Consider the following 21,494-nt stretch of genomic DNA (forward strand, 5'->3'; position numbering starts at 1 on the left):
AACCGAACGCTGCGCTTACCTGGACCGCGGTCCGGGGTAAAGCCGCCGTTCGAACGTCTGTGCGGATGGTTGGGCCAAAGGCCGAAACTGGCCGAATTCACATATTCGCCTCCATAGGACTGACACCGCGCGCGGCCTGGCCTTGGCTCGCACGAACTAGAACAGTATTGTTGTTGCGTCAGCGGCCACCGAGCCCCCCGGTAATCGCAGCCGAATGCCTGCCACACGCCTTGGCCACGCCCAACGCGAGAATTCTTCCGGTTAGTGCCTACAATAAGCTGGGCACCAGTGTGCAACCAATTCTGGTTACGGAGGCGGACGTGATTCACATCGCAAATGCAGCGGCTTCGGCGACGGTGAAGGAAATCCGCGAGTCCTGGTTCTTCCGAAATTTTGCGTCGGTTCTTGTTGGCGCGATGTTAGCAATTGGTTCAGTGCAGGCTCAGTCCACTTCGTTCGACTCGTTCGCCGTCCCCTCCGGCAGCGCACCGCACGATGTCGCGCCAGAGCCTGGCGGCGCCGTCTGGTACACCGCGCAGGCGCAAGGCGCAGTCGGAAGGCTGGACCCGCACAGCGGCAAGACGGAGCGGGTCCCGCTCGGCAACGGATCGGCGCCGCACGGCGTGATCGTCGGTCCGGATGGAGCAGCGTGGATTACCGACGGCGGGCTGAACGCGATCGTCCGCGTCGATTCGAAGACGCTCGCTGTCGCGCGCTTCCCGTTGCCCAAGGACCGACAGAACGCCAACCTGAACACGGCCGTTTTCGACAAACGCGGGCACCTGTGGTTTACCGGACAAGGCGGAATCTATGGTGAGCTTGACCCGGGAAGCGGCAGCATGCGCGTGTTCAATGCGCCGCGCGGGCCGGGTGCCTATGGAATCTGCGTCACCCCTGACGGCAGCTTGTACTTCGCTTCACTAGCTGGCAGCTACCTCGGCCGCATCGATCCGCAGAGCGGCGCGGCGCAAGTCATCGCGCCACCAACACCGGAACAAGGAGCGCGCCGGGTATGGTCCGATTCAAAAGGACGCGTCTGGATCAGCGAGTGGAACGCAGGAAAGGTGGGCATGTTCGACCCGGCGGCGCATCGGTGGCGCGAATGGAAACTGCCGGGCTCCGATCCGCATGTGTATGCGGTATTCGTCGACGACAAGGACATCGTCTGGCTCAGCGAATGGAGCGCTAACGCGCTGGTGCGCTTCGACCCACAAACGGAACGGTTCGAGATGTTTGCGCTGCCGCGCCCACACGCGAACGTACGCCAGATGATGGGCCGGCCGGGAGAAGTCTGGCTGTCCGAGTCTGGAACGGATCACTTGCTGCGCTACCGGTCCGGCGCAGCGGTTGTCGGCAGCAAGTGACGCCCCAGCGACTGTTACGGTCTCCAGGTAACTCCATGACAGAGGATTCCGATCCCGATGCCGATCCTGACAAACTGAATGGCGCCTAGTGGCATGACGCTGCGGCAAATTCCCGAACAGGGGCAAAAATCCGTCCAGCGGGACCGTGAGGCACGAGCCACGCTCGGGTTAAGGCGACAGGGGACAGAGTTGCCGCCGGGGATCGTGGAGGCTGGTTGGTTTAAGTTGATAACAGCACGCTGGCGTAGAGTTTGAGCCCGGTCGTCCGCGCTTCGCCTCTCATGCAACGCGCCACCCGCCAAGAGGTAACTCAGGCGATGGCCTTCTGCTCTGCGGCAGCCTGCTCGCGCATGCGACGGGCTTCGTCGCGCAGGAACTGCTGGTAATCGTCCAGATCCCCGTCGAAGGGCTCGACGCCGCCCTTGGTGACCAGCCAGAACTCGTCACATACGGCGCGCAGCAGGGCCCGGTCGTGACTGACCAGCATCACCGTGCCCTCGAATTCGTTGAGCGCCATGGCTAGCGCTTCGCGTGTGGCCAGGTCGAGGTGGTTGGTGGGCTCATCGAGTAGCAGAAGGTTGGGACGCTGCCACACGATCATGCACAACACGAGCCGCGCCTTTTCGCCGCCGCTCATCGTGCCAACCGCCTGATGGACCATGTCGCCACTGAAGTTGAAGGTGCCGAGGAAGGTGCGAAGCGATTGTTCGGTTCCACTCTGGCCGGGGGCGCGCATTTGAACCGGCGTGTCCCTGGCAAGGCGGATCATGTGTTCCATCGGCGTGTCGAGCGGGCGCAGCACGTCGAGTTCCTGCTGGGCGAAGTAGCCGATGTTCAGGCCTTTGCCTTCGCTGATTTCGCCGGCAATCGGCGTAAGCGCGTGCGCCACCGTCTTCACCAGCGTGGACTTGCCCTGGCCGTTGGCACCGAGAATGCCGATGCGCTGCCCGGCCAGAACGGAACGGTTGATGCCCCGCACGATGACCGTGGGCGGCGTGCCCGGCAGTGCGCCGGTCGGCGCGGGGTAGCCGAAGCTCGCGTCCAGCATCGACAACAGTGGGTTCGGCACGTTGAGGGGCTCCTTGAACTCGAAGTTGAACTCCGCATCGGCAAGCACCGGTGCGATCTTCTCCATGCGCTCGAGCGCCTTGACCCGGCTCTGCGCCTGTTTCGCCTTCGAGGCCTTGGCCTTGAAGCGGTCGATGAATTTCTGCAGGTGCGCGATCTTGTCCGCCTGCCTCGCCACCGCGGCCTGCTGCAACACGAGTTGCTCGGCACGCATGTCTTCGAACCTGCTGTAATTGCCGCCATAACGCACAAGCGTGGCGTTGTCGACGTGCACTGTCACCTGCGTCACCGCGTCGAGGAATTCGCGGTCGTGGCTGATCACTACGAGCGTTCCCTGATAGCGCCTGAGCCAGGCTTCCAGCCAGACCAGCGCGTCGAGATCGAGGTGATTGGTCGGCTCGTCGAGTAGCAGCAGGTCGGACGGACACATGAGCGCGCGCGCCAGTTGCAGTCGCATGCGCCAGCCGCCGGAGAAGCTGTTGACCGGGTGGCTAAGCTGCGCAGCACTGAAACCAAGGCCCAGGATCAGCGCTTGAGCACGTGCGGGGGCATCGTGTGCACCGGCGTCGTGTAGGGCCATGTAGGCGTGTGCCATGCGCATGCCATCGTCGCTGGCCTCAGCGGCGGCTACTTCGGCCTGCGCGGCCAGCAGCCCGGTGTCACCCTCGACTACGAAGTCGGTCGCACTCTGCCCGGTCTCCGGCATCTCCTGCGCGACCTGGCCCATCTTCCACGCAGCGGGAATCGAGAACTCGCCGCTGTCTTCGTGCAGCGTGCCGTTGAGAAGGCCGAAGAAGGACGATTTACCGGCGCCATTGCGCCCGACAAGACCAATTTTTTCGCCAGGGGTGAAGGTGATAGATGCGCGGTCGAGTACGACATTAACGCCGCGGCGCAGCGTGAGATTACGGACGGAGATCATAAGAAGCTACTTCGGAGAGGATTGGCATGATAGCCGACCGGGTGTGCAGGACTGTGTCTTTTCTGATCCGCTTGCGCTTTGCGACGCCCACCGGCAACAAAGTGAGGCAGGCCATGGTGCACCGGACGTTCCAGCTGCGGCGCCAGCGAACTTAGCGGTGGGTGACGGATCTCGGTCGAAACGCGGGGTTCAGCCGTTGCGCAAGCGCGGCTGGCGGCCAGCAAACTGTCGCGCAGCCGCGCCCCGATCTTGGATTTCGGTCTGCTCAGATATCTCGAGGGCATCGTCGACCTCAATCCCGAGATATCGAACGGTGCTTTCCAATTTGCTGTGACCAAGGAGGAGTTGAACGGCTCTAAGGTTCTTCGTACGCTTGTAAATCAAGGTGGCCTTCGTCCGGCGCATCGTGTGCGTGCCGTAAGCGGTCGGATAAAGATCGATTGCAGCGACCCACTGGTGAACCATCCTGGCGTATTACCGCGTCGAAATGTGCAGCGAGCGAGAAAGCCGACTCGGGAATAGGTACTGATCCGACCTCAGCCTGCCTTTCTCAATCCATGCAGCAACGGCAGTGCGAGCCGGCGCCGTGACCTCAAACTGCACGGGCCGTTTGGTCTTGCTCTGCATTATCATCGCACGCGGCAGTACCTGATTTCCGTGAGTCACGTCGCGGACATGCAGGTTGACGGGATCGCAACCGCGCAGCTTGCTGTCGATCGCAAGATTGAATAACGCAAGATCGCGAACCGCATGCGCGTTCTGCAGGTGAATCCGGATTGCCCAGACGTCTTTTGGCTTCAACGGCGGCTTCTGACCGATCAGCTTGTCCTTGTTCCAAGGCTCCCGGTTTTGAATGCTTCCCATGACAGACTCCCCTTGAGTTGATGGGAGATATATTGTCTGCCGTTATTTTTCCGCCATACCGGGTCCCGTCCCGTCTTCTTACCCGAATCGGCCGTTGCCGACGCTCAGTTACCGACCCTGAGCAGGCGGCTGCGCGCTGCCAACCGGCCGTTCGCCGGAGCCGGATCCGCAGCGGCGACTCTCACATCCGCGAACGCGTGCTGTCGACCCGTTGCCGCTGGTCAGGTCGTCGACAATCCACCGGCAGATATGCAGAGTTTCGCTCTCACCGTCGCTCGGACACTCAGACGTCGGATCCCACCCAACTATCGGCCATTAATTCGGAAGGTACGGGGGCGCTGACGTGCAGGCGATCGCCACTGTACTCCGCGCAAGCGCATGTTGCGCTTTTGCGACAAGCAACAAAAAATTCAAGTGCGCCACGATTGAGTACGTTCGCGAGTATACGGGCCCGCAGTCATGCCAATATTTTCCTTGTAAATCAACCAATTACGCATTTCATTTTGGTCCTCTCCTGGGTACCATAAAAATAGATTCAGATTAGTTGCTGGACGATGTCCGTAAAAATGCCCGCTTCGCGGGCTTTTTGTTTTTGGAGGTCCCTGGAAGATGCTCGTATCCCATCATAAGGTGACATCGAATGAGTACGTTTTCGAGTACATGAAAGTTCGACCTCCTGGAAACGTACTCACCGCTCGCATGCCACCTTTCCCTTCCCGATAGACTGGCACCACACACGGGGCCAGGTTTGTCCGCTTGTCCTCCACCACTACGCCGCATGGCCCACACCGTGCGTTGCAAGACATCGCTGACGAACTGCTGCGCCGGCCTGGGAATCCCGGCGATGCGTGCCTTTATCCCGTCGCGACTGTAGTCTTCGAGCACTCCTGACTGTTGCTACGTCGCGGCGAACGGCCAATGGCTTGCGCCGTTTTTTTTGGCCCAGATCGGATTCCTTGTGGTTTCATTGATGTCACTTGACGCCAAGGATAAGCGAACCTGTCACAACGTTCTGTTATTCTCCGCCTGCCGTTCCGGCCGCTCGGGAGAATCGCCATGCGCTGGTTAGCATCGCTTATAGTGACCGTCCTGTGTACGTGTTCCGCGCTGGCTGAACCGGCCGCTTTTAACGCAGGGGTAATCCGGCTCACGGGAGTGGGCGAGGCTGCCTCTTTCGACACGGTGATCTTTTACCCTACGCATGAACGTGAGGTTCCGTGGCAAGCGGGCCTGTTTACTGTTGAGGCGACGCGCAATGCCTCGCCTGTACCGAATGGCCGCTTCCCCGTTGTATTGATTTCACACGGACGAGGCGGCGGCCCCTTCAGCCATCGTGAATTGGCCGCAACTCTGGCTCGTGCCGGATTTATCGTCGTCTTGCCGACGCATGCTGGTGACGCTTCAGGCTATCCCCGAGCACTATCCCAAGCCCAGATTCTGATCGATCGCCCCCGACAGGCGGAGGCCGCGCTCAATGCAGTCCTCACAGATCCACGGTTTTCGGCGAGCGCCGATGTCGACCGAATTGGAGTGATCGGATACTCGGCAGGTGGCTACACTGCGCTGATTCTGGCGGGAGCGAAACCCGACTTTGCGTACGCCAGTGCGTACTGCGCGAACCACGATGATCCGGGATCATGTCCGCGTTCAGCATCCGGCAATGGTACGAACGGCGCCCAAGGTAAAACGGCCGTACCCGCTGAACTGGTAGCCTGGCAACCGCCCGTTGATCGCCGCCTGAAGGCCTTGGTGCTGATGGATCCGCTGGCCATGATGTTTGAGGGATCTGGCTTGTCCGCTGTACGCATACCGACGATGCTCTATCGACCGCAGGACGACAGCTATCTTGGTTCTGCGAGAAACGCTCTTGCCGTTGTGTCAGGCTTGCCCGCACCGCCTGCAGTCCACATCGTGCCAGGCAACCACTTCGTTTTCATTGATCCTTGTCCGGCCTCGGTCGCAGCCAGTGTGGCACTGATCTGCCGGGATGCGCCCGGGATCGATCGTGTGGAGATTCATCGCCAGATCGACGATGAGGTAGTGGAGTTCCTGCGGACAAATTTATAACTCGCCCGGTCGGTCAGGTCCGCCCCAGGGGCACCTCAACATAGTCGCCCAGTCGCGCTGGTTTGCGCGCCAGCGACCGTGTCTGCGAACAGCCAGCGCTCACAACCGCGGACGAACGGCCAGTCCACAGCCCGAGCACAGCAATTCTGCCGCTTCCCTCGCCATGCCGGCCTCGACAAAAAAGGCGTCTTGTGCCCCTCGTTAAGCCAAGGTTTGGGCGCGCATTTCGACGAGATCCCCCTTTCTCACCTTGGGCGGAATCACTGGCGGTGACATGCGATCGAATTGAGCACCTGGGCGATTACACTATGCAAAGGACGCTCGCGAAATTCGATGGCAGCCGGTGTGCATCACAACGGCTAGTCGAGCGAATCACGACATTCAACCAATCTTTAGCTCCTGCAACTGCGTCCACAGCGTCTGCGCGACGGGCCCGTGGACGGCGTGCCGCCGGCGCGCCGCGTAGTGCTTGAGCGCTGCGCCGCGCAGATTCCGTCCCTCCAGCGACACCAGCCGATGCTCCATCAGATCGTCTGCAACCAGATGAGACGGCATGTGGCCCCACGCGAGCCCTTGCACAATCAGTTCGCGCTTCATCAACTGATCAGGTACGGTACAGGCCGGCGCGCCTTCGATCAGATAGTAACTGGCGGCCGAGGGCTGCCTGCTTGTGTCACGAATGACGCACTGAACGTAGGGCCTCAGGTCATCAATCGTGATGGATCCGTCAAGACGCGGCTTGATGAACCCCGGCGCGGCGACCGGCACGAGGTGAACCTCGAAAAGTTCGATGGCTTCGATCTCAGGCGACGGTTTGTCGAGGTGATGAAAGAACAGGTCACACTCGCCATCTCGTAGCCGTTCCCACGGACCGCTGATGGCCTCGAATAATAAGGTCAGGCGCGTGCCGGCACTGGTCTCAAAGAACCGCCTCAGCGAACCCAACGTTTCGGGCAATGGACACAGGTCCCCGACGACCACACGCAACTCGGCTTCCTGTCCTGCGGCGAGCTGGGCCGCTTCGCGCCGCAGACTCTCGTATTGACCAAGAAAGACTGTCGCGCGAGAGCAAAACGCCGCGCCTTGCGCTGTCAGCGAGACTCGATATCCTGTTCTGTCCAGCAATACCATACCTACCTGCGCTTCCAGCGCTGCCACAGCCGCGTGGACCGTTGGGTGCGTCCGGTTCAGGTGCGCCGCGGCCGCCGCAAAGCTCCCCTCGCTCACTAACGCCTCGAAGCATTGCAACTGGAATAGCGTAGGTTCATTCATTGTCGTGTGATGCTTCAGTGTCTGTCGAAACTAAGTAATTTTTATAGATCAAGATCGATCCTACCATTGGCACTCCAACTGGGGAGATCGGCATGAAAGCTGTCATGCGTAATGGATTCGGTGGTCCCGAAGTGCTGAAAGTTGTCGAGGTGCCAGAGCCGTCAGTGAAACCAGGGTGCATCCTGGTTCGCGTCCGCGCCTTTGGGCTGAACCGGGCTGAACTTTATATGCGGCAAGGGCTGTGGGGGGCCGTTGCTGAAATCAGCGGGATCGAATGCGTTGGGACCGTTGTATCGGACACGACCGGGGCTCACCGTGAGGGGCAGACGGTGATGGCATTGATGGGGGGGATGGGACGAACAATCAACGGCAGCTATGCCGAGTATGTCGCGGTACCTGCCTCCAACGTTGTCGCAATCGAAACGACGCTCGATTGGGACATTCTCGCTGCGCTCCCGGAAACCTATGCGGTCGGCTGGACCTGCCTCCACCGGAATCTGGAATTGAAAGCCGGACAGCGACTGGTCGTGCGCGGAGGCACCTCGGCCCTCGGGCAGGCAGCCATCGACATAGCGCGTGAACTTGGTGCCGATGTGATCGCGACCACCCGTCGATCAGGCAATGAAACACTGCTGCGTTCGCTGGGCGCCGCGCACGTCGTGACGACAACTGGCGATCTGCTTGCCGCGTCTGATTGGCCAGGCGGCAAGGCCGACGCCGTTCTCGATCTTGTCGGGAACAGTACGGTTCTCGATTCGTTGCGCGCCACGCGCCGGGGCGGTCGCGTGTGCCTAGCAGGGTTTCTCGGAGGACTTGCTCCCCTTACAGGGTTCAACCCGCTTGGCCAGATGCCGAGCGGCGTGCACATGAGTTTTTTTGGTAGTTTTGATTTCGGGATCCCGGAATTCCCGTTGTCGGACGTGCCTATGCAGCAAATCGTGGACTTTGCGGCAATGAATCAGTATCGAGGCCGCCCGACACGTGTATTCAGTCTGAGCGATGTACCGATGGCTCACCAACTGATGGAGCGCAATGAGGCGAAAGGCAAGTTCGTCGTAGTAATCTAGCCGGTTGACGAAAACGAACCGACCGGGGGACTTGATCCACAAGCGAGCTTCGGCGCAAGGATGGGCGACAACTTGTCTTGGGGCGACTTCGGACATTCAGCATGTAGCCCGGCAACATCAACCACGCCGTCGGGCAATAAGTCGATGCACCCGCCTGCCGGAAGAGAGGTTCACCGCTTCGTCGTCGAACAGGAATTCTGCATCGCCAAGACCTGCCATGACCCACGCGGCGTCGAACTCAGCGTAGAGTCGGCCAGCGGCATTGCGAGTGGACGCCGTTTCTGCGACTCGCCAGCTCAAATACAGCGTTCCCGCCGGCCTGAGAATTTCGAACAGACGCGCACAGGCTGGGGTAATCTCATCCGCTGGCAAATGCATGATGACGGTTTCGCACAGGACGTTGTCATACGTCTCCCTGCCGATCGCGTCTAGCGCCGGAAGCGCCGCGCGCTTGAAAACCAGCGACGGAAAATCGGTCGCGGCTTGTTCAAGTAGTCCTTCGGTCGCGTCGTAGCCAACGCTGGGAATGCCGTGATCGTTTAGCCATGCAACGTCGCGGCCCGCGCCGCAACCGATGTCTGCAGTTTTACCGCCTGGGGTGAAGTAGCGATGCAACAGCGCGCACATGTCGGTCGGCTGGGGCTGGTTGCGCCACTTAGCCGCAAATTGACGCGCGCCTGTCGTGTAGGCTTCGATGGTCTGTTTGTCCATGACTAATGCCGCTGATCAACTGGTGACGATTTCGGCCGGACGAATGGCTACCGCCTTGCCGAGCGTCCGCGCAAAGGGAGATGTTTTCACTGCCTAACGAACCAGCGCGTGATGCGCCGGGGACGGTGCTGTCGCGAACTGGCGGGACACGTCAAACCCAGTTTGGCGATTTTGCCGGTCAATGGCCATTATGCATTGTGACGGTCGCGAGTGTGGTACCCGCACGTTCGGCAGCGATGTCACTGGACATGCGTATGCATGCCGCAAGCGCGCTTTCCAGCAGTTCGTGCGGTCGCATGCCCGCGCTCCCATTTTTGCGATCCGGGAACACAAGACTGTACACGTTACTCAGTCGGACGCAATGTGGCTCGCCCAGTCGCGTTGCCGTGATCGTGATGGTCTCCAGTTGAGAAATACAGGTAGTTTCGGCGCACGCAGTGTGCCGGGGAAGGCACGTCAATATCCCCCGGTATGGCTCTTGGGAGGCTTCGCCGCACTCAACAATCAGGGTTAGCACTGACGGCGCGTTCCTGGAACGAAGCGGTAGGTCGGGAGCCGTCGCTGACGAAGGATAATATGGACTGCAGTAGTCTGCGGCATCTTCAAACCTCGGCATTTTCACGAATGCGGAAAACCGCTACCAGTTCCCGCAGCGTGCTCGATTGCGAAGCCATCGATTGCGCGGCAGCCGACGCTTCCTCGACCAAGGCCGCGTTCTGCTGTGTGACTTCATCCATCCGTCCGATTGCCCGGTTCACCTGGTCGATGCCCGTATGTTGTTCACCGGAAGCCGCACTTATCTCACCCATGAGATCAGTTACGCGTCTGACGGACTGCACTACGTCGTCCATCGTGCGGCCCGCTTCTTCGACCAGTCTGGAACCGCTCGACACGTGCTCTACCGAAGCGCCAATGAGATCCTTGATCTCTTTCGCCGCCGCCGCGCTGCGTTGTGCGAGCGTGCGCACTTCGCCTGCCACGACCGCAAATCCGCGGCCCTGTTCTCCCGCCCGCGCCGCTTCGATATCTTCGTTGCCAACACGGCATGCGACGCAGATCGATCATCGCGTCCAGACGGCTACGAAAGAAATCAGGCGTGCTCATTGGCGACCACTTCGAAACTCCCAAAATTTCTATCAGTTCGATATCCGTTCCGGGAGTTCTATTACCCGCCAACTAACTGCATCGCCAAGCAGGCTGAGTCTATCGAGGCGGCGCGGCCCTGCCGGTCACATTTGGCGCGCGTGGATCGGGGTTCATATACAGGCTCGTGCCGTTTGCCCTCATGTTGTTGAGCGCCGGCCCCGAGCCGATGCCGCTTGTGGCGCCGGCCGACGTTCCCACTCCCGGCATTGGACTGGTGGGGCCGGCCCCGGCACCCACGCTCGTTCCCGCCGCGGCGCCAGCGCCGCTCATGCCGCCGCCGGCGTTGCCTGGCTGCTGAGCATAAGCAACGCCCGCCGCACTGATCATCAGCGCCGCCACGAGCGCCGACATCGACACCCCGATACTGCTCGTTCCGATCTTCATAGCCCCAACTCCATCACATCGTTGAATTACCCGAGCGCGGCCCTGCGCAGCGGACCGCTCAAAACGTATGACGTCGTGCGCGCTGCTTTGTTCAATCGAAATGCTTGCCCTTGGTACATTGAGGCTAACCCGTCAGCTCAGCAACATACATCAGGCGTAGAAACGTTTGTTCACCATGCGTAACGCTTCTGCCCAGCGTGCGCGTAGTGATGCTGCATGGAGGCGCCGCGCGTAATGCATGGATCAAATACCTGCCTACGTCCGCGCGGCAAATGATGAAAGAACGACGTGAAGCAGTCGAGATGTACCAGGCGAGCAGAAAAGCGTTCTTGAGAACATCCGAGGTTGTCCTGGGCCAGAAGGATGCATCTTTCTGACGCCTTCCGTGACGCGGTGGCCGTCCTGAAAGCTTGAAGCGGAATTCGTTTCGCAGTTGATTGCTGCCCCCGTTGTCACGCGGGCGATACGTAAGCGACACGCAGTGCCGGAACGCGCGGCACTCGCTTCAACTGGAACCGCATCGATAACGGACATCGGATTACGGGGAAGTTACGTTGTCTGGTCTACGCGATTGTCGGTAAACGTCAGCCTTGAGGTCGCGCGCGGCGCAGTGCGCTGCTATGCTTCGGCGATCCGCCCCGTTCCGTTGCGCGACCGGATAAGGGAGGCGTCTGAACTCCCGCTTCACCGCCTCGCACGCATTGCATTGTTACGCCGCGTTGCGTTTCCCGCATGCGAAGCTCGCCAATCATGTCCATCGATCATCTCTTTTGCTTGGCGACCTCGTATCGTGACGAGAGGCGTCTTGACCTCGCCGAAAGCCATTGCCGACAGGCTATCTGTCTTGATCAGGGTCACTGGGGCGCATGCTTCGGCCTTGCACAGTTGATAATTCGCAAAGTTCAATTCGTCGAAACAATCGGCTAGCTTACGGGGCTGCTTAAAGGAACCGCTTATTGAATCGTGGTGATCCCAATTCGATCTCTTCAACGAACGCCTCGATGATCCTGACCGGATACGCTCGGCGCAAGTGGCAACGCCCGAGGGCGCAGGATGTGGAAATGCGAGCGTCACCCGCTTCAAGAGCGAATAGGCGCGCCGGCACCTGTGACGATCTGTCCTCCAGCACATAGCCCATGCCACGGACTGTGTGCAGAAGCTTTCTCTCGAACGGGTCGTCGATTTTCGCACGCATGCGTCCGATCGCAACCTCCACTATATTCGTGCCGCTGTCAAAGCTCATGTCCCACACTTGGGAGATTACGAACGCCCGAGTCAGCACCTCCCTCTGATGTTCGGCAAGAAGGTTCAACAGAGCAACTCCTCAGCCGTCAATTCTATCCGCACGTTGCCGCGCCGCACATGTCGCCTGATCACGTCGACTTCCATATCGGCGACTAGCAGACTAGTCGCCGATGACTGCACCCGTCTTCGCAGCAGCGCGCGAGTCCGGGCCAATAGCTCGGAGTAGGCAAACGGCTTGGACAGGTAATCTTCAGCTCCGCACTTGAGCTCGACGACTCTATCCTCGGCCGTTTCCCGCGCTGTCAACAGCGTTAACGGCGTGTGCTGTTGTGCACGTATGCGCCTGAGCACCTCGAGCCCATTTAATTCAGGCAGCATGCTCATTTCACTTGCCCGGACGTGCCACCCATGCTCTGCGGTATCCGACAGGCGCCGAAAGCCACAACGGCCCGCGTTCTCCGCATCGGCGGTGGCCGTGGTGACAGAAAAGAAAATCCCCCGGCAGGCGCAAGGCGGTCAACTGACGGTCTGCCGCTCGACCACACTGCCCGTCGCGCGCCGATCAGCGAGCCAATGCGACAGACGGTCGAACCACAGATGCACGACTGGCGTGGTGAAAAGCGTCAGCATCTGCGAAACGATCAGTCCGCCGACAATCGCTATGCCAAGCGGCACGCGCAGTTCGGCGCCCGCGCCATGCCCGAGCGCAAGCGGCAACGCGCCGAACAGCGCGGCGAGCGTCGTCATCATGATCGGGCGGAAGCGCAGCACACAGGCCTGCCGGATCGCTTCTCGCGGCGACAGACCCTGCTCGCGCTCGGCCACGAGTGCGAAGTCGATCATCATGATCGCGTTCTTCTTCACGATACCGATCAGCAGGATGATGCCGATCATTCCCATGATCGACAGATCCTGACCGCGCAGCATTAACGCAAGCAAGGCGCCCACGCCCGCCGAGGGCAGCGTCGAAATGATCGTGAGCGGGTGAATCGCACTTTCGTACAGGATGCCGAGAATCAGATACACCACCACGAGCGCCGCGGCGATCAGATACGGTTCGCTGGCAAGCGACGCCTGGAACGCCTGCGCGGTACCCTGAAATGAACCCGTCAGGCTATCTGGCTTGCCCGCCGCGACTTCGGCCTGGCGAATCGCCGCCACCGCGTTGCCAAGCGACTGCCCCGGCGCCAGATTGAACGAAATCGTCACGGCGGGGAAAAGCCCCTGGTGATTGATCGAAATCGGCGACACATTGTTTTCGATCCTGGCGAGCGTGTCGAGCGGCACCAGTTCGCCCGTGAGCGGCGAACGCACGTAGAGATGCGCGAGTGCGTCGGTCGTCAACTGGAAGTGGGGATCGACTTCCTCGACCACGTGGTACTGATTCAGCTGCGTGAAGAGCGTCGCAATCTGCCGCTGGCCGAATGCATCGTATAGCGTGTCGTCGATGGCTTGCGCCGTGATGCCGAAACGCGAAGCGGTGCTGCGATCGATCACGAGTGTCGCGCTGGTAGCGGCGCCCTGCTGGTCGGACGTGACGTCGGCCAGTTGCGGCAGCTTCGACAGGCGATCGGTCAGTACGCCCGCCCAGTGATCCAACTCGTTGATGTCAGGATCCTGCAACGTGTACTGATACTGCGCGGCGCTGATACGGCCACCCACCTGAATATCCTGCCGGACCTGCATCGACAACGAGATGCCCATGACCTTGGCCAACTGCGGCTTTAAACGATTGAGCACCTGCACAGCACTATCCTTGCGCTGAGCAAACGGTTTCAGGTTGATCATGACGCGCCCCTGGCTCACGGTCGGGTTAGCACCCATCCAGTAGTAAACGTTGTCGACGGCGGGGTCGGCCTCGATGATATGGCCCACCTGCTGCATCTTCTGCGACATCGAGCGGGGCGAAATGTCCGGCGCGGCCTGGGCGACGCCCATGATGAGACCGGAGTCCTCCTGCGGGAAAAATCCCTTGGGGATCGCGACGAACAACGCGCCGGTGGCGAGGATCGTCGCCACCGTGACAGCCAGCATCAGCTTCTGGCGGTCCAGCACCCAATCGAGGCCGCGCTCGTAGCGCCGCTCTACTGCGCTAAAGACGGCCTCAAGCCCGGCTTCGAGCCTGCGCATCCGGCCGTCGCCACCCGGCTCGGGCAAACGGATCAGCCAGCCGCACAGCATCGGCGTAACGGTCAGCGATACCAGCGCCGACATCACTATCGCGGCGCTCACCGTCACTGCGAATTCGCGGAACAGCCGCCCGACGATGCCGCCCATCAACAGGATCGGGATGAACACGGCGATCAGCGAGATGGTCATCGAAATGATCGTGAAGCGCACTTCCATCGCGCCAAGCAAGGCGGCCTTCATTCTCGGCACGCCCTCCTCGATATGCCGCATGACGTTTTCGATCACGACGATCGCATCGTCCACCACGAAGCCTACCGCGATGGTCAAGCCCATCAGCGACAGATTGTCGAGGCTATAGCCGAGCAGATACATGACGCCGAACGTGGCGACCAGCGACAGCGGAATCGTCAGGCTCGGAATGATGGTCGCCCACAGGTTGCGCAGAAACGAGAAGATGACCATCACGACAAGTGCGATCGTCAGCATTAGCGTGAACTGCACGTCGTGCACTGACGCGTTGATGGTTTGCGTGCGATCGCCCACCACATGCAGATGCGCGGCCGCGGGCAGCATCGCTTCGAGCGCGGGCAGCTTCGCCGTGATGTTGGCGATCGTCTGCACGACGTTATAGCCCGGCTGCTTGTGAACATCGAGGATGATCGCGCGTTCGTGCTGAAGCCATGCTGCCTGCTGGTTGTCCTCGGCGGCGTTCAGCACGGTGCCGAGATCGGACACGCGAATCGGCGCGCCGTTCTTGTACGCGACCACCAGATCGCGATACTGCGAGGCGGTCGTGATCTGGTCGGTCGCGTTGAAGATCACCGAGCGATCCGGGCCGTTCAGGCTGCCCTTCGGTGCATTGACCGTCTGCACGCCGACGATCGAGCGCACATCTTCCAATGTCAGGCCGCGCGCGGTGAGCTTGTCGGGGTCGAGCTGAATACGCACTGCGGGCCGCTGCTGGCCGTGGAAATCAACGAGACCGACGCCAGGCATCTGCGAGATCTGTTGCGCGAGATAGTCTTCGGCGTAGCTGTCGAGCTGCGTGAGCGTGAGCGATGGCGAAGTCAGCGCCAGCGACAGCAACGTGAAGTCGGCGGGGTTGACCTTCTGATAGGTCGGCGGGTTCGGCAGATTCTTCGGCAGCATGCCGCCGGCTGCGTTGATCGCCGTCTGCACATCCTGCGCCGCGCCATCGATGTCGCGCGAGAGATCGAATTGCACGGCAATGCTGGTGTTGCCGAGCGAGCTCGACGACGTCATCTGCGTCACGCCCGCAATCAGCGAAAGTTGCCGCTCCAGTGGCGTCGCCACCGAAGTCGCCATAGTTTCCGCGCTGGCACCAGGCAGTTGCGCAACGATCTGGATGGTCGGAAAGTCGACCTGCGGTAGCGGCGCGACCGGAAGCAGAAAATACGCCACCGCGCCGATCAGCAGCACCGCGATCGCCAGAAAACTTGTCGCGATGCGCCGCTTGATGAACAATTCCATGAGGCTCATGACGGATTGTCCTGATTAGCCTGGCTGTCTGCCGGGTTGGCATTGGGCGGCGCTTCGGCACTGGCGGGAACCGCGGTCGCCGCCACATGCACACCCGGGTTCAACCGGCTTTGTCCATCGAACACCACCAGATCCGTGCGCGCGATGCCGCTGCGAATCTCCGTCATACCGTTGACGGTGACGCCGGTTTGCACGGGGCGCATCTGCGCCGTACCGTTTGCGGTGATCACATAAAGTTGCGTGCCGTTCTGCGTGTTCACCACCGCCCGGCTCGGCACAGCGAGCCGCTGCGTATCGGTGCGCACCAGCACGCGCGCATTTACCAGTTCGCCGGGCCACAGCTTGCGGTCCTGGTTGGTGAATGAAGCCTTGAGCCTGATCTGGCCGGTCGTGGGGTCGACCGTGCTGTCGATAAACACCAGCGTGCCGTCGGCGAGCGGCGTGCTGCCGGAACGCGTGGTCACGTTCACCGCCAGCGGCGCTTTCGCCTGATTCGCGAGCAGTTCGGGCAGCACGTCCTGCGGCACGGAGAACAGCACGGTGATCGGCTCCATCTGCGTAACGGTCACGATACCGGTCGTGTCGGCCGGATGCACTATCGCGCCGATGTCGGCCTCGCGTGCGCCGACGCGTCCGGTGAACGGCGCCGCGAGCGTGGTGAAGCTCAGTTGCAACCGGTCGCTCTGAACCAGCGCGGCGTCCGCTGCGACCGTCGCGGCGAGGGCCTCGACTTGCGCCTTCGCGGTGTCTACCGCCTGAGTCGTCGCCCCGCCGATGCCGACCAGTTGGGAGTAGCGCGCGAGATCGAGCCGCGCGTTATCGAGCGATGCCTGGTCCTTGCGCTGCGCCGCTTCCGCCTGGTGCAACTGGGCAGTGAGCGGTCCCTGATCGAGTTGTGCGAGCAACTGGCCGGCTTTCACGTCCTGTCCTTCGGTGAAGGCGACGCGCTGCAATTGCCCATCGACACGCACCTTGACGTCCACGGAATTGAGCGCGAGCACCGTGCCCACCGTGGCGACGCGAATCGGAAAGTCGCGGCTCACGGGATGACCGGCGTTGACAGGCACGGCCGGTGCCGCCTTGACGGCTGGGTGCCGCGGCCACAACCACACTGCCAGCAGCGCGACGAGGACGGCGAACGCCAGGATGAGCGGCGCGCGGCCGCGTCCGCGGGGCGCCTCGTGGTTCGGAAGGTCTGCAGATTTCATGAGCGGGACGACGTAGAGGTGGAGGCGGCGCTGCTATCGCTATCGTCGGTCACGCCGAAGCCGCCGCCGAACGCGCGAAACAGGCTCACGGACGCTTGCAGGCGCGCGAGCCGCGCCTGCACCAGCGTGTCTTCGGACAGATACAGCGTGCGTTGCGCGTCGAGCACGGTCAGAAAGTCGACAGTGCCAAGCTTGTACTGGGCTTGCGCGAGCGTGGCGGCTTTGCGGGCGGCGTCGGCGGCGTCCTGGTCGGCGACTTCGGCGAGCTGCTGCTGTTGCGCTGCCGTGAGCGAGTCCTCCACGTCCTGCAGCGCGGTTATTACTGCTTGCCTGTAATCCGCGACGCCCTTCGCTTCGGCCGCCTGACTCGCGTGCAATTGACCACGCAGCGCGCCGCCATCGAGAATTGGCGCCGCCAGCGAGGCGGCGAGACTGGCGAACGGGCTCGACAGGAAATGCGACAGTGACCTGCTGCTCAGACCACCGTCTGCGGTCAGCACGATGTTCGGCAGAAACGCCGCGCGCGCCGCGCCGACACTCTGATTCGCCGACTGCAACTGCGCTTCCTTCGAACGGATGTCGGGGCGCGTTTCCAGCAGGGTCGCGGGCAGATTGGGGCGCGGTTCGGGAATCGGGATGTCGGCGAGCGCGGCGCCGCTGACGGTGAATTGTTCAGGGGCAGTGCCCACCAGCACCGCAAGCGCATGGATGTTGGTATCGAGCTGCTGCTGCAGCGCCGGCACGGCCGCCTGGAAGGTGGCGAGCGCGTTGCGCTGCTGCTGCACCTGCAATTCGGTCGCGACGCCCGCCTGCTGTTGCGCGAGCAGCAGTTGCAGAATGTGCGCGGCATCGTCGGAAATGGAACGCGCAATCGCGAGCCGGCGGCGCAGACTCTGCACCTGAAAATAGGTGTCGGTGACCGATGCGGTCAGCGTCAGCGCCACCGTGTCGCAATCGAACCCGGAGGCGCGCGCGAGCAGGTCGGCGGCGCTGGCGTTGGCGGCGTTGAAGCCCCAGAAGTCCACCTCGTAACTGGCTTCGGCGAAGAGGCTCTGGGTTTTCGTGGTCGAGCCACGTCCCTGGTGGCTGCGATAGAAGGTGGCGCCGAGCGATAGCGACGGATACTGCGGCGCACCGGCTCTCTCGGCGTTGCCGCGCGCCTGTTCGACGCTCGCAATCGCGGACGCCAGCGTGAAGTTGTTGCGCAGGCTGCGATCGACCAGCGCGTCGAGCGCGGGATCGTGATACTCGCGCCACCAGCCGCTTCTGACGGGCACGGTAGCGGCGAGCGACCCACCGGCCGCCCCATCGAAGGATTGCGCCAGCGGCGCGCCCGGCCGTTGCCAGGCAGACACAAGCGAACACCCGGCCAGCAACGCGAGGCCGAGCGCACATAAGGCGGCGCGCAGGCACGATACGCGCGCAGGTGGACTGACGGCGCGCGAAAGCGGCTCCCAACGGGACAGTCCTGACATTGGAGAACGCTCCGGCAACTAGAAGTGTCGCCAGATTAGCCAGCGGGTCCTGTCGGCGCTTTCGCCCATTGATTAAAAAAATTTAATGCGGTGCAACATGCCGCGTCGGCGCGCCTGAGCCGGGGCTTACAAGGCTTTCCGCGTGTCAGGGCGCCGGGTTCAACATGTATCCCGCGCCGACCACCGTATGAATCAGCGCCCGCGGGAAATCGCGGTCCACCTTCGCCCGCAGCCGATGCATGTGCATATCGATGACGTTGCCGCGCGGCTCGAAATCGTAATTCCACGCGGCCTCGAGCAGCATGCTGCGCGTCACGACCTGCCCCTCGCGGCGCAACAAACATTCGAGCAGCAAAAATTCGCGGTGCTGCAGGCGCAGATCACGACCGCCGCGGTTTGCGGTCCGCGCCCGCGTGTCGAGTACCAGATCCGCGCATTCGAGCCGCTCGCTCATCCTGCTGCGATCGGCGCGCCGCGCGAGCGCCTCGATTCTTGCCAGCGCTTCGACGAAGGCATATGGCTTGACGAGATAGTCGTCGCAACCTGCGCGAATCGCCTCCACGCGTTCGTTCAGGCCGCCGACCGCCGACAGCATCAGCACCGGCGTCGTGTCCCCGCCGGCGCGCAACTGCTGGACGAGGACCGTGCCGGCAAGCGCCGGCAAGCGCCGATCAGTCACAATCACGTCATAGATGCCCTCGCGCGCATAGGCGAGCCCGGTCGCGCCGTCGGCCACCGTGTCGACAATCAGACCGCTCTCGCTCAGGCCGCGCGCCAGGAATTGGCTAGCGCGCCTATCGTCTTCGATCAGCAGGATTCGCATGCGCTGCGGCTTACGTTTGATGGGCTTACATTAAAATATTTTCATGTTGGCGCGAAACGCCTGCACGGCTTCACACGGCATACTACCCATGTCGTAGGTACGAGAGCCTAGTGTAAATCAGCCGGCCGGCGCCGGTTCGACGCTCGCTCATTTCTGGAAAAAGGCATGTTGAACGTATTGGTCGTCGAGGACGACGAGCAGACTCTCGCAGAGATCGTTGAAGCGCTCACCGATCACGGCTGCAGGGTCGAAACCGCGAGTACTGGCCGCGACGGTTTGATGTTCGCGGTCGCCAACAGTTACGACGCCATCGTGCTCGATCGCATGTTGCCGGGCGGCCTCGAAGGGCTCGGCATGCTGTCGGCGTTGCGCAGCGCCGGCGTGCTCACGCCGGTGCTGATCCTGAGCGCGCTGTCGGCGGTCGACGAGCGTGTGCGCGGGTTGCGCGCCGGCGGCGACGATTATCTGACCAAGCCGTTCGAGTTCATCGAACTGACCGCGCGCCTCGATGCGTTGATGCGCCGTCGCGAGGCGGCGCCCGGTGTCCAGGAGTACCTGGTCGGCCCGTTGCGTCTGGACCCGCTCAAACGCGAAGTGACCTGCGCCGGCCGCCCGGTACCGCTGCTGCCGCGCGAGTACCGGCTGCTCGAATATCTGATGCAGCACCAGGGCCAGGTGGTGAGCCGCACCATGCTGTTCGAAGCGGTATGGGACTACCGGCTCGACGAGCGGACCAACGTGATCGACGTGCACATCAGCCGTCTCAGAAAGAAGCTCGACCCGGACGGCACGGCTCCGATGATCGATACCGTGCGCGGTTCGGGGTACATGCTCCATGCGCCTGACTGAACTTCACCGCACCACCGGCTATCGCCTCGCCACGCTGTTTCTGGTGTTGTTCGGCGTGATCGCGTTGCTGCTGTCCGGTTACCTGTACCGCGAGATCACTGGCTTCGAACAGGAACGCATCGACGACTGGCTGCTTCGCGAGCATGCACAGTTGAAACGCGAAGCGCCGGATGAACTGGTCGCGCGATTCGAACATCAAAACCAGTTCGATCCGCGCCACCAGCGCCCGTTCGGCCTGTTCGAAGCCAGCGGCAGACACCTTGCCGGCGGCTATGCGGGCGGTCAGCCGGCGATCCCGGTCTTTGACCAGCCATTTTCGATGCGACTCGTCAATCTGCCGGGCCAACCGCCTGGCCGATGCATCGCTGCGCACGTGCCCGATAGCCGCATCGCTTTGCAATGCCAGAACACCCTCGAGCTCGACCACTTCGACGACGAACTGCTGCATGCGCTGCTCTCCACCGCGATGATCACGCTCGTGATCGGCCTGATCGGGGCGACCCTGATTGGCATCTCGGCGATGCGGCGGTTCGATGCGGTGACCGCTTCGATCGAGGAGATCATCGCCGGCAATCTCAGCAGGCGCTTGCCGGTGCATGCGAAACGCGACGACATAGACCGGCTGGTGGTCGTCGTGAACGGCATGCTCGACGAAATCGAACGCCTGATGAACGAGGTCAAAGGCGTGTGCGATGCGATTGCGCACGATCTGCGCACGCCGCTCACGCGGGTGCTCGGCGGACTCGAACGTGCGCAACGGCGCGCCAGAACCGAGGCAGAGTATCGCGCGGCCATTGACGAAACCATCGTGGAAACCAGCGGCTTGCTACGCACGTTCAACGCCCTGCTGCGCATTTCGGAGATCGAAAGCGGCGTGCGGCGCGCCGGCTTCACCAGCGTCGACCTGGCCGCGGTGGCCGACGACGTGTTCGAATTCTACGAGCCGACCGCCGAAGACAGGCAGATCGGCTTCCGACTGCAGCGCACCGTGTCCGGGCCGCTGGAGATCCGGGGCGATCCGAACCTGCTGTTCGAGGCGCTTGCAAATCTGGTCGAAAACGCCATCAAGTTCGCACCGGATGGCGGAGTCGTGCATATCACGCTGTGGCACGACGCAAGAGGTACCGGCGTCACTGTCAAGGACGATGGACCAGGCATCGCACGGGCCGAGCGCGATGCCGTGCTGCGCCGCTTCTATCGTGGCGAGGCCAGCCGTCGTACACCCGGCAGCGGCCTGGGGCTCAGTCTTGTGGCCGCCGTGGCCGGCATGCACGGCATGACGCTGGCGTTCCACGATGCGGACGTCGGTTGCGAGATCAGTCTGTTCAAACCCGCGCAAAGTCAACTGGCGGATAGCCGATGATCGAACGGCGCGCAGACTTTTTTGAAACCCGGAATT

At 61.9% G+C, this 21,494-nt stretch carries 13 protein-coding genes and 3 pseudogenes; 5 read left to right on the forward strand and 11 right to left on the reverse strand.

Translation table 11 applies throughout. From position 1 onward, the window contains the following. The first annotated feature begins 416 nt into the window (after positions 1 to 416). Positions 417 to 1,364, forward strand: a complete 948-nt coding sequence (locus tag B0G73_RS36445; RefSeq protein WP_258194142.1) for a lyase — start codon at positions 417 to 419, stop codon at positions 1,362 to 1,364. A gap of 310 nt (positions 1,365 to 1,674) precedes the next feature. Here B0G73_RS36445 and B0G73_RS36450 read toward each other — a convergent pair whose 3' ends face one another. Next, complete coding sequence (locus tag B0G73_RS36450) at positions 1,675 to 3,354, reverse strand: ABC-F family ATP-binding cassette domain-containing protein (protein WP_106285908.1); 1,680 nt, start codon at positions 3,352 to 3,354, stop codon at positions 1,675 to 1,677. Between the two features lie 252 nt (positions 3,355 to 3,606). Continuing rightward, positions 3,607 to 4,218, reverse strand: a pseudogene (locus B0G73_RS36455) (tyrosine-type recombinase/integrase); the annotation flags it as partial. A gap of 1,056 nt (positions 4,219 to 5,274) precedes the next feature. Between B0G73_RS36455 and B0G73_RS36460 the strand changes: the two are divergent. Further along, on the forward strand, positions 5,275 to 6,285 hold the full coding sequence (locus B0G73_RS36460) for a dienelactone hydrolase family protein (RefSeq protein WP_106285909.1): 1,011 nt from the start codon (positions 5,275 to 5,277) through the stop codon (positions 6,283 to 6,285). Between the two features lie 381 nt (positions 6,286 to 6,666). Here the strand turns inward: B0G73_RS36460 and B0G73_RS36465 are convergent, their stop codons facing one another. Next, positions 6,667 to 7,557 (reverse strand): LysR family transcriptional regulator, encoded by an 891-nt coding sequence (locus B0G73_RS36465; protein WP_106285910.1) that lies wholly within the window; start codon positions 7,555 to 7,557, stop codon positions 6,667 to 6,669. A gap of 92 nt (positions 7,558 to 7,649) precedes the next feature. On the opposite strand from B0G73_RS36465, the gene B0G73_RS36470 reads away from it, so the two are divergent. Beyond that, positions 7,650 to 8,624, forward strand: coding sequence for a zinc-binding dehydrogenase (locus B0G73_RS36470; RefSeq protein ID WP_106285911.1), 975 nt, complete (start codon positions 7,650 to 7,652; stop codon positions 8,622 to 8,624). Between the two features lie 117 nt (positions 8,625 to 8,741). Here B0G73_RS36470 and B0G73_RS36475 read toward each other — a convergent pair whose 3' ends face one another. The 8 genes and pseudogenes from B0G73_RS36475 to B0G73_RS36515 form a co-directional block, all read right to left on the reverse strand. Further along, positions 8,742 to 9,335: a bifunctional 2-polyprenyl-6-hydroxyphenol methylase/3-demethylubiquinol 3-O-methyltransferase UbiG gene (locus tag B0G73_RS36475; protein WP_106285912.1), complete on the reverse strand. Its 594-nt coding sequence runs from the start codon at positions 9,333 to 9,335 to the stop codon at positions 8,742 to 8,744. 602 nt (positions 9,336 to 9,937) lie between these two features. Next, positions 9,938 to 10,369: pseudogene (locus B0G73_RS36485) on the reverse strand (methyl-accepting chemotaxis protein); the annotation flags it as partial. A gap of 169 nt (positions 10,370 to 10,538) precedes the next feature. After that, positions 10,539 to 10,865 (reverse strand): hypothetical protein, encoded by a 327-nt coding sequence (locus B0G73_RS36490; RefSeq protein ID WP_181196742.1) that lies wholly within the window; start codon positions 10,863 to 10,865, stop codon positions 10,539 to 10,541. A gap of 1,111 nt (positions 10,866 to 11,976) precedes the next feature. Continuing rightward, positions 11,977 to 12,488, reverse strand: a pseudogene (locus B0G73_RS36495) (winged helix-turn-helix domain-containing protein); the annotation flags it as partial. A gap of 138 nt (positions 12,489 to 12,626) precedes the next feature. Then, entirely contained in the window at positions 12,627 to 15,740 is a 3,114-nt protein-coding gene (locus B0G73_RS36500; protein WP_106285913.1) for an efflux RND transporter permease subunit, read from the reverse strand. Further along, on the reverse strand, positions 15,737 to 16,948 hold the full coding sequence (locus B0G73_RS36505) for an efflux RND transporter periplasmic adaptor subunit (protein ID WP_106285914.1): 1,212 nt from the start codon (positions 16,946 to 16,948) through the stop codon (positions 15,737 to 15,739). Before B0G73_RS36505 ends, B0G73_RS36500 begins: the two co-directional genes overlap by 4 nt. After that, positions 16,945 to 18,423 carry an efflux transporter outer membrane subunit gene (locus B0G73_RS36510; RefSeq protein ID WP_106285915.1) on the reverse strand — a complete coding sequence of 493 codons (1,479 nt, stop codon included), beginning with the start codon at positions 18,421 to 18,423 and terminating at the stop codon, positions 16,945 to 16,947. The genes B0G73_RS36505 and B0G73_RS36510 overlap by 4 nt, the downstream gene beginning before the upstream one ends. Positions 18,424 to 18,568: 145 nt before the next feature. Beyond that, entirely contained in the window at positions 18,569 to 19,246 is a 678-nt protein-coding gene (locus B0G73_RS36515) for a response regulator transcription factor (RefSeq protein ID WP_106285916.1), read from the reverse strand. A 165-nt stretch (positions 19,247 to 19,411) separates the two neighbouring features. Here B0G73_RS36515 and B0G73_RS36520 point away from each other — a divergent pair, with 165 nt between their 5' ends. After that, a complete protein-coding gene (locus B0G73_RS36520) occupies positions 19,412 to 20,095 on the forward strand; it encodes a response regulator transcription factor (RefSeq protein WP_106285942.1) in 684 nt (227 codons plus the stop codon). Beyond that, positions 20,082 to 21,458, forward strand: coding sequence for a HAMP domain-containing sensor histidine kinase (locus B0G73_RS36525; RefSeq protein ID WP_106285917.1), 1,377 nt, complete (start codon positions 20,082 to 20,084; stop codon positions 21,456 to 21,458). The genes B0G73_RS36520 and B0G73_RS36525 overlap by 14 nt, the downstream gene beginning before the upstream one ends. Positions 21,459 to 21,494 lie beyond the last annotated feature (36 nt).

This window comes from Paraburkholderia sp. BL25I1N1, from assembly GCF_003002025.1.
Taxonomy (GTDB): domain Bacteria; phylum Pseudomonadota; class Gammaproteobacteria; order Burkholderiales; family Burkholderiaceae; genus Paraburkholderia.

Excerpts from the sequence above, each read along its gene's own strand:
- B0G73_RS36445 (WP_258194142.1), top strand. The coding sequence starts at position 417 with ATGTTAGCAATTGGTTCAGTGCAGGCTCAGTCCACTTCGTTCGACTCG.
- B0G73_RS36450 (WP_106285908.1), bottom strand. The coding sequence starts at position 3,354 with ATGATCTCCGTCCGTAATCTCACGCTGCGCCGCGGCGTTAATGTCGTA.
- B0G73_RS36460 (WP_106285909.1), top strand. The coding sequence starts at position 5,275 with ATGCGCTGGTTAGCATCGCTTATAGTGACCGTCCTGTGTACGTGTTCC.
- B0G73_RS36465 (WP_106285910.1), bottom strand. The coding sequence starts at position 7,557 with ATGAATGAACCTACGCTATTCCAGTTGCAATGCTTCGAGGCGTTAGTG.
- B0G73_RS36470 (WP_106285911.1), top strand. The coding sequence starts at position 7,650 with ATGAAAGCTGTCATGCGTAATGGATTCGGTGGTCCCGAAGTGCTGAAA.
- B0G73_RS36475 (WP_106285912.1), bottom strand. The coding sequence starts at position 9,335 with ATGGACAAACAGACCATCGAAGCCTACACGACAGGCGCGCGTCAATTT.
- B0G73_RS36490 (WP_181196742.1), bottom strand. The coding sequence starts at position 10,865 with ATGAAGATCGGAACGAGCAGTATCGGGGTGTCGATGTCGGCGCTCGTG.
- B0G73_RS36500 (WP_106285913.1), bottom strand. The coding sequence starts at position 15,740 with ATGAGCCTCATGGAATTGTTCATCAAGCGGCGCATCGCGACAAGTTTT.
- B0G73_RS36505 (WP_106285914.1), bottom strand. The coding sequence starts at position 16,948 with ATGAAATCTGCAGACCTTCCGAACCACGAGGCGCCCCGCGGACGCGGC.
- B0G73_RS36510 (WP_106285915.1), bottom strand. The coding sequence starts at position 18,423 with ATGTCAGGACTGTCCCGTTGGGAGCCGCTTTCGCGCGCCGTCAGTCCA.
- B0G73_RS36515 (WP_106285916.1), bottom strand. The coding sequence starts at position 19,246 with ATGCGAATCCTGCTGATCGAAGACGATAGGCGCGCTAGCCAATTCCTG.
- B0G73_RS36520 (WP_106285942.1), top strand. The coding sequence starts at position 19,412 with ATGTTGAACGTATTGGTCGTCGAGGACGACGAGCAGACTCTCGCAGAG.
- B0G73_RS36525 (WP_106285917.1), top strand. The coding sequence starts at position 20,082 with ATGCGCCTGACTGAACTTCACCGCACCACCGGCTATCGCCTCGCCACG.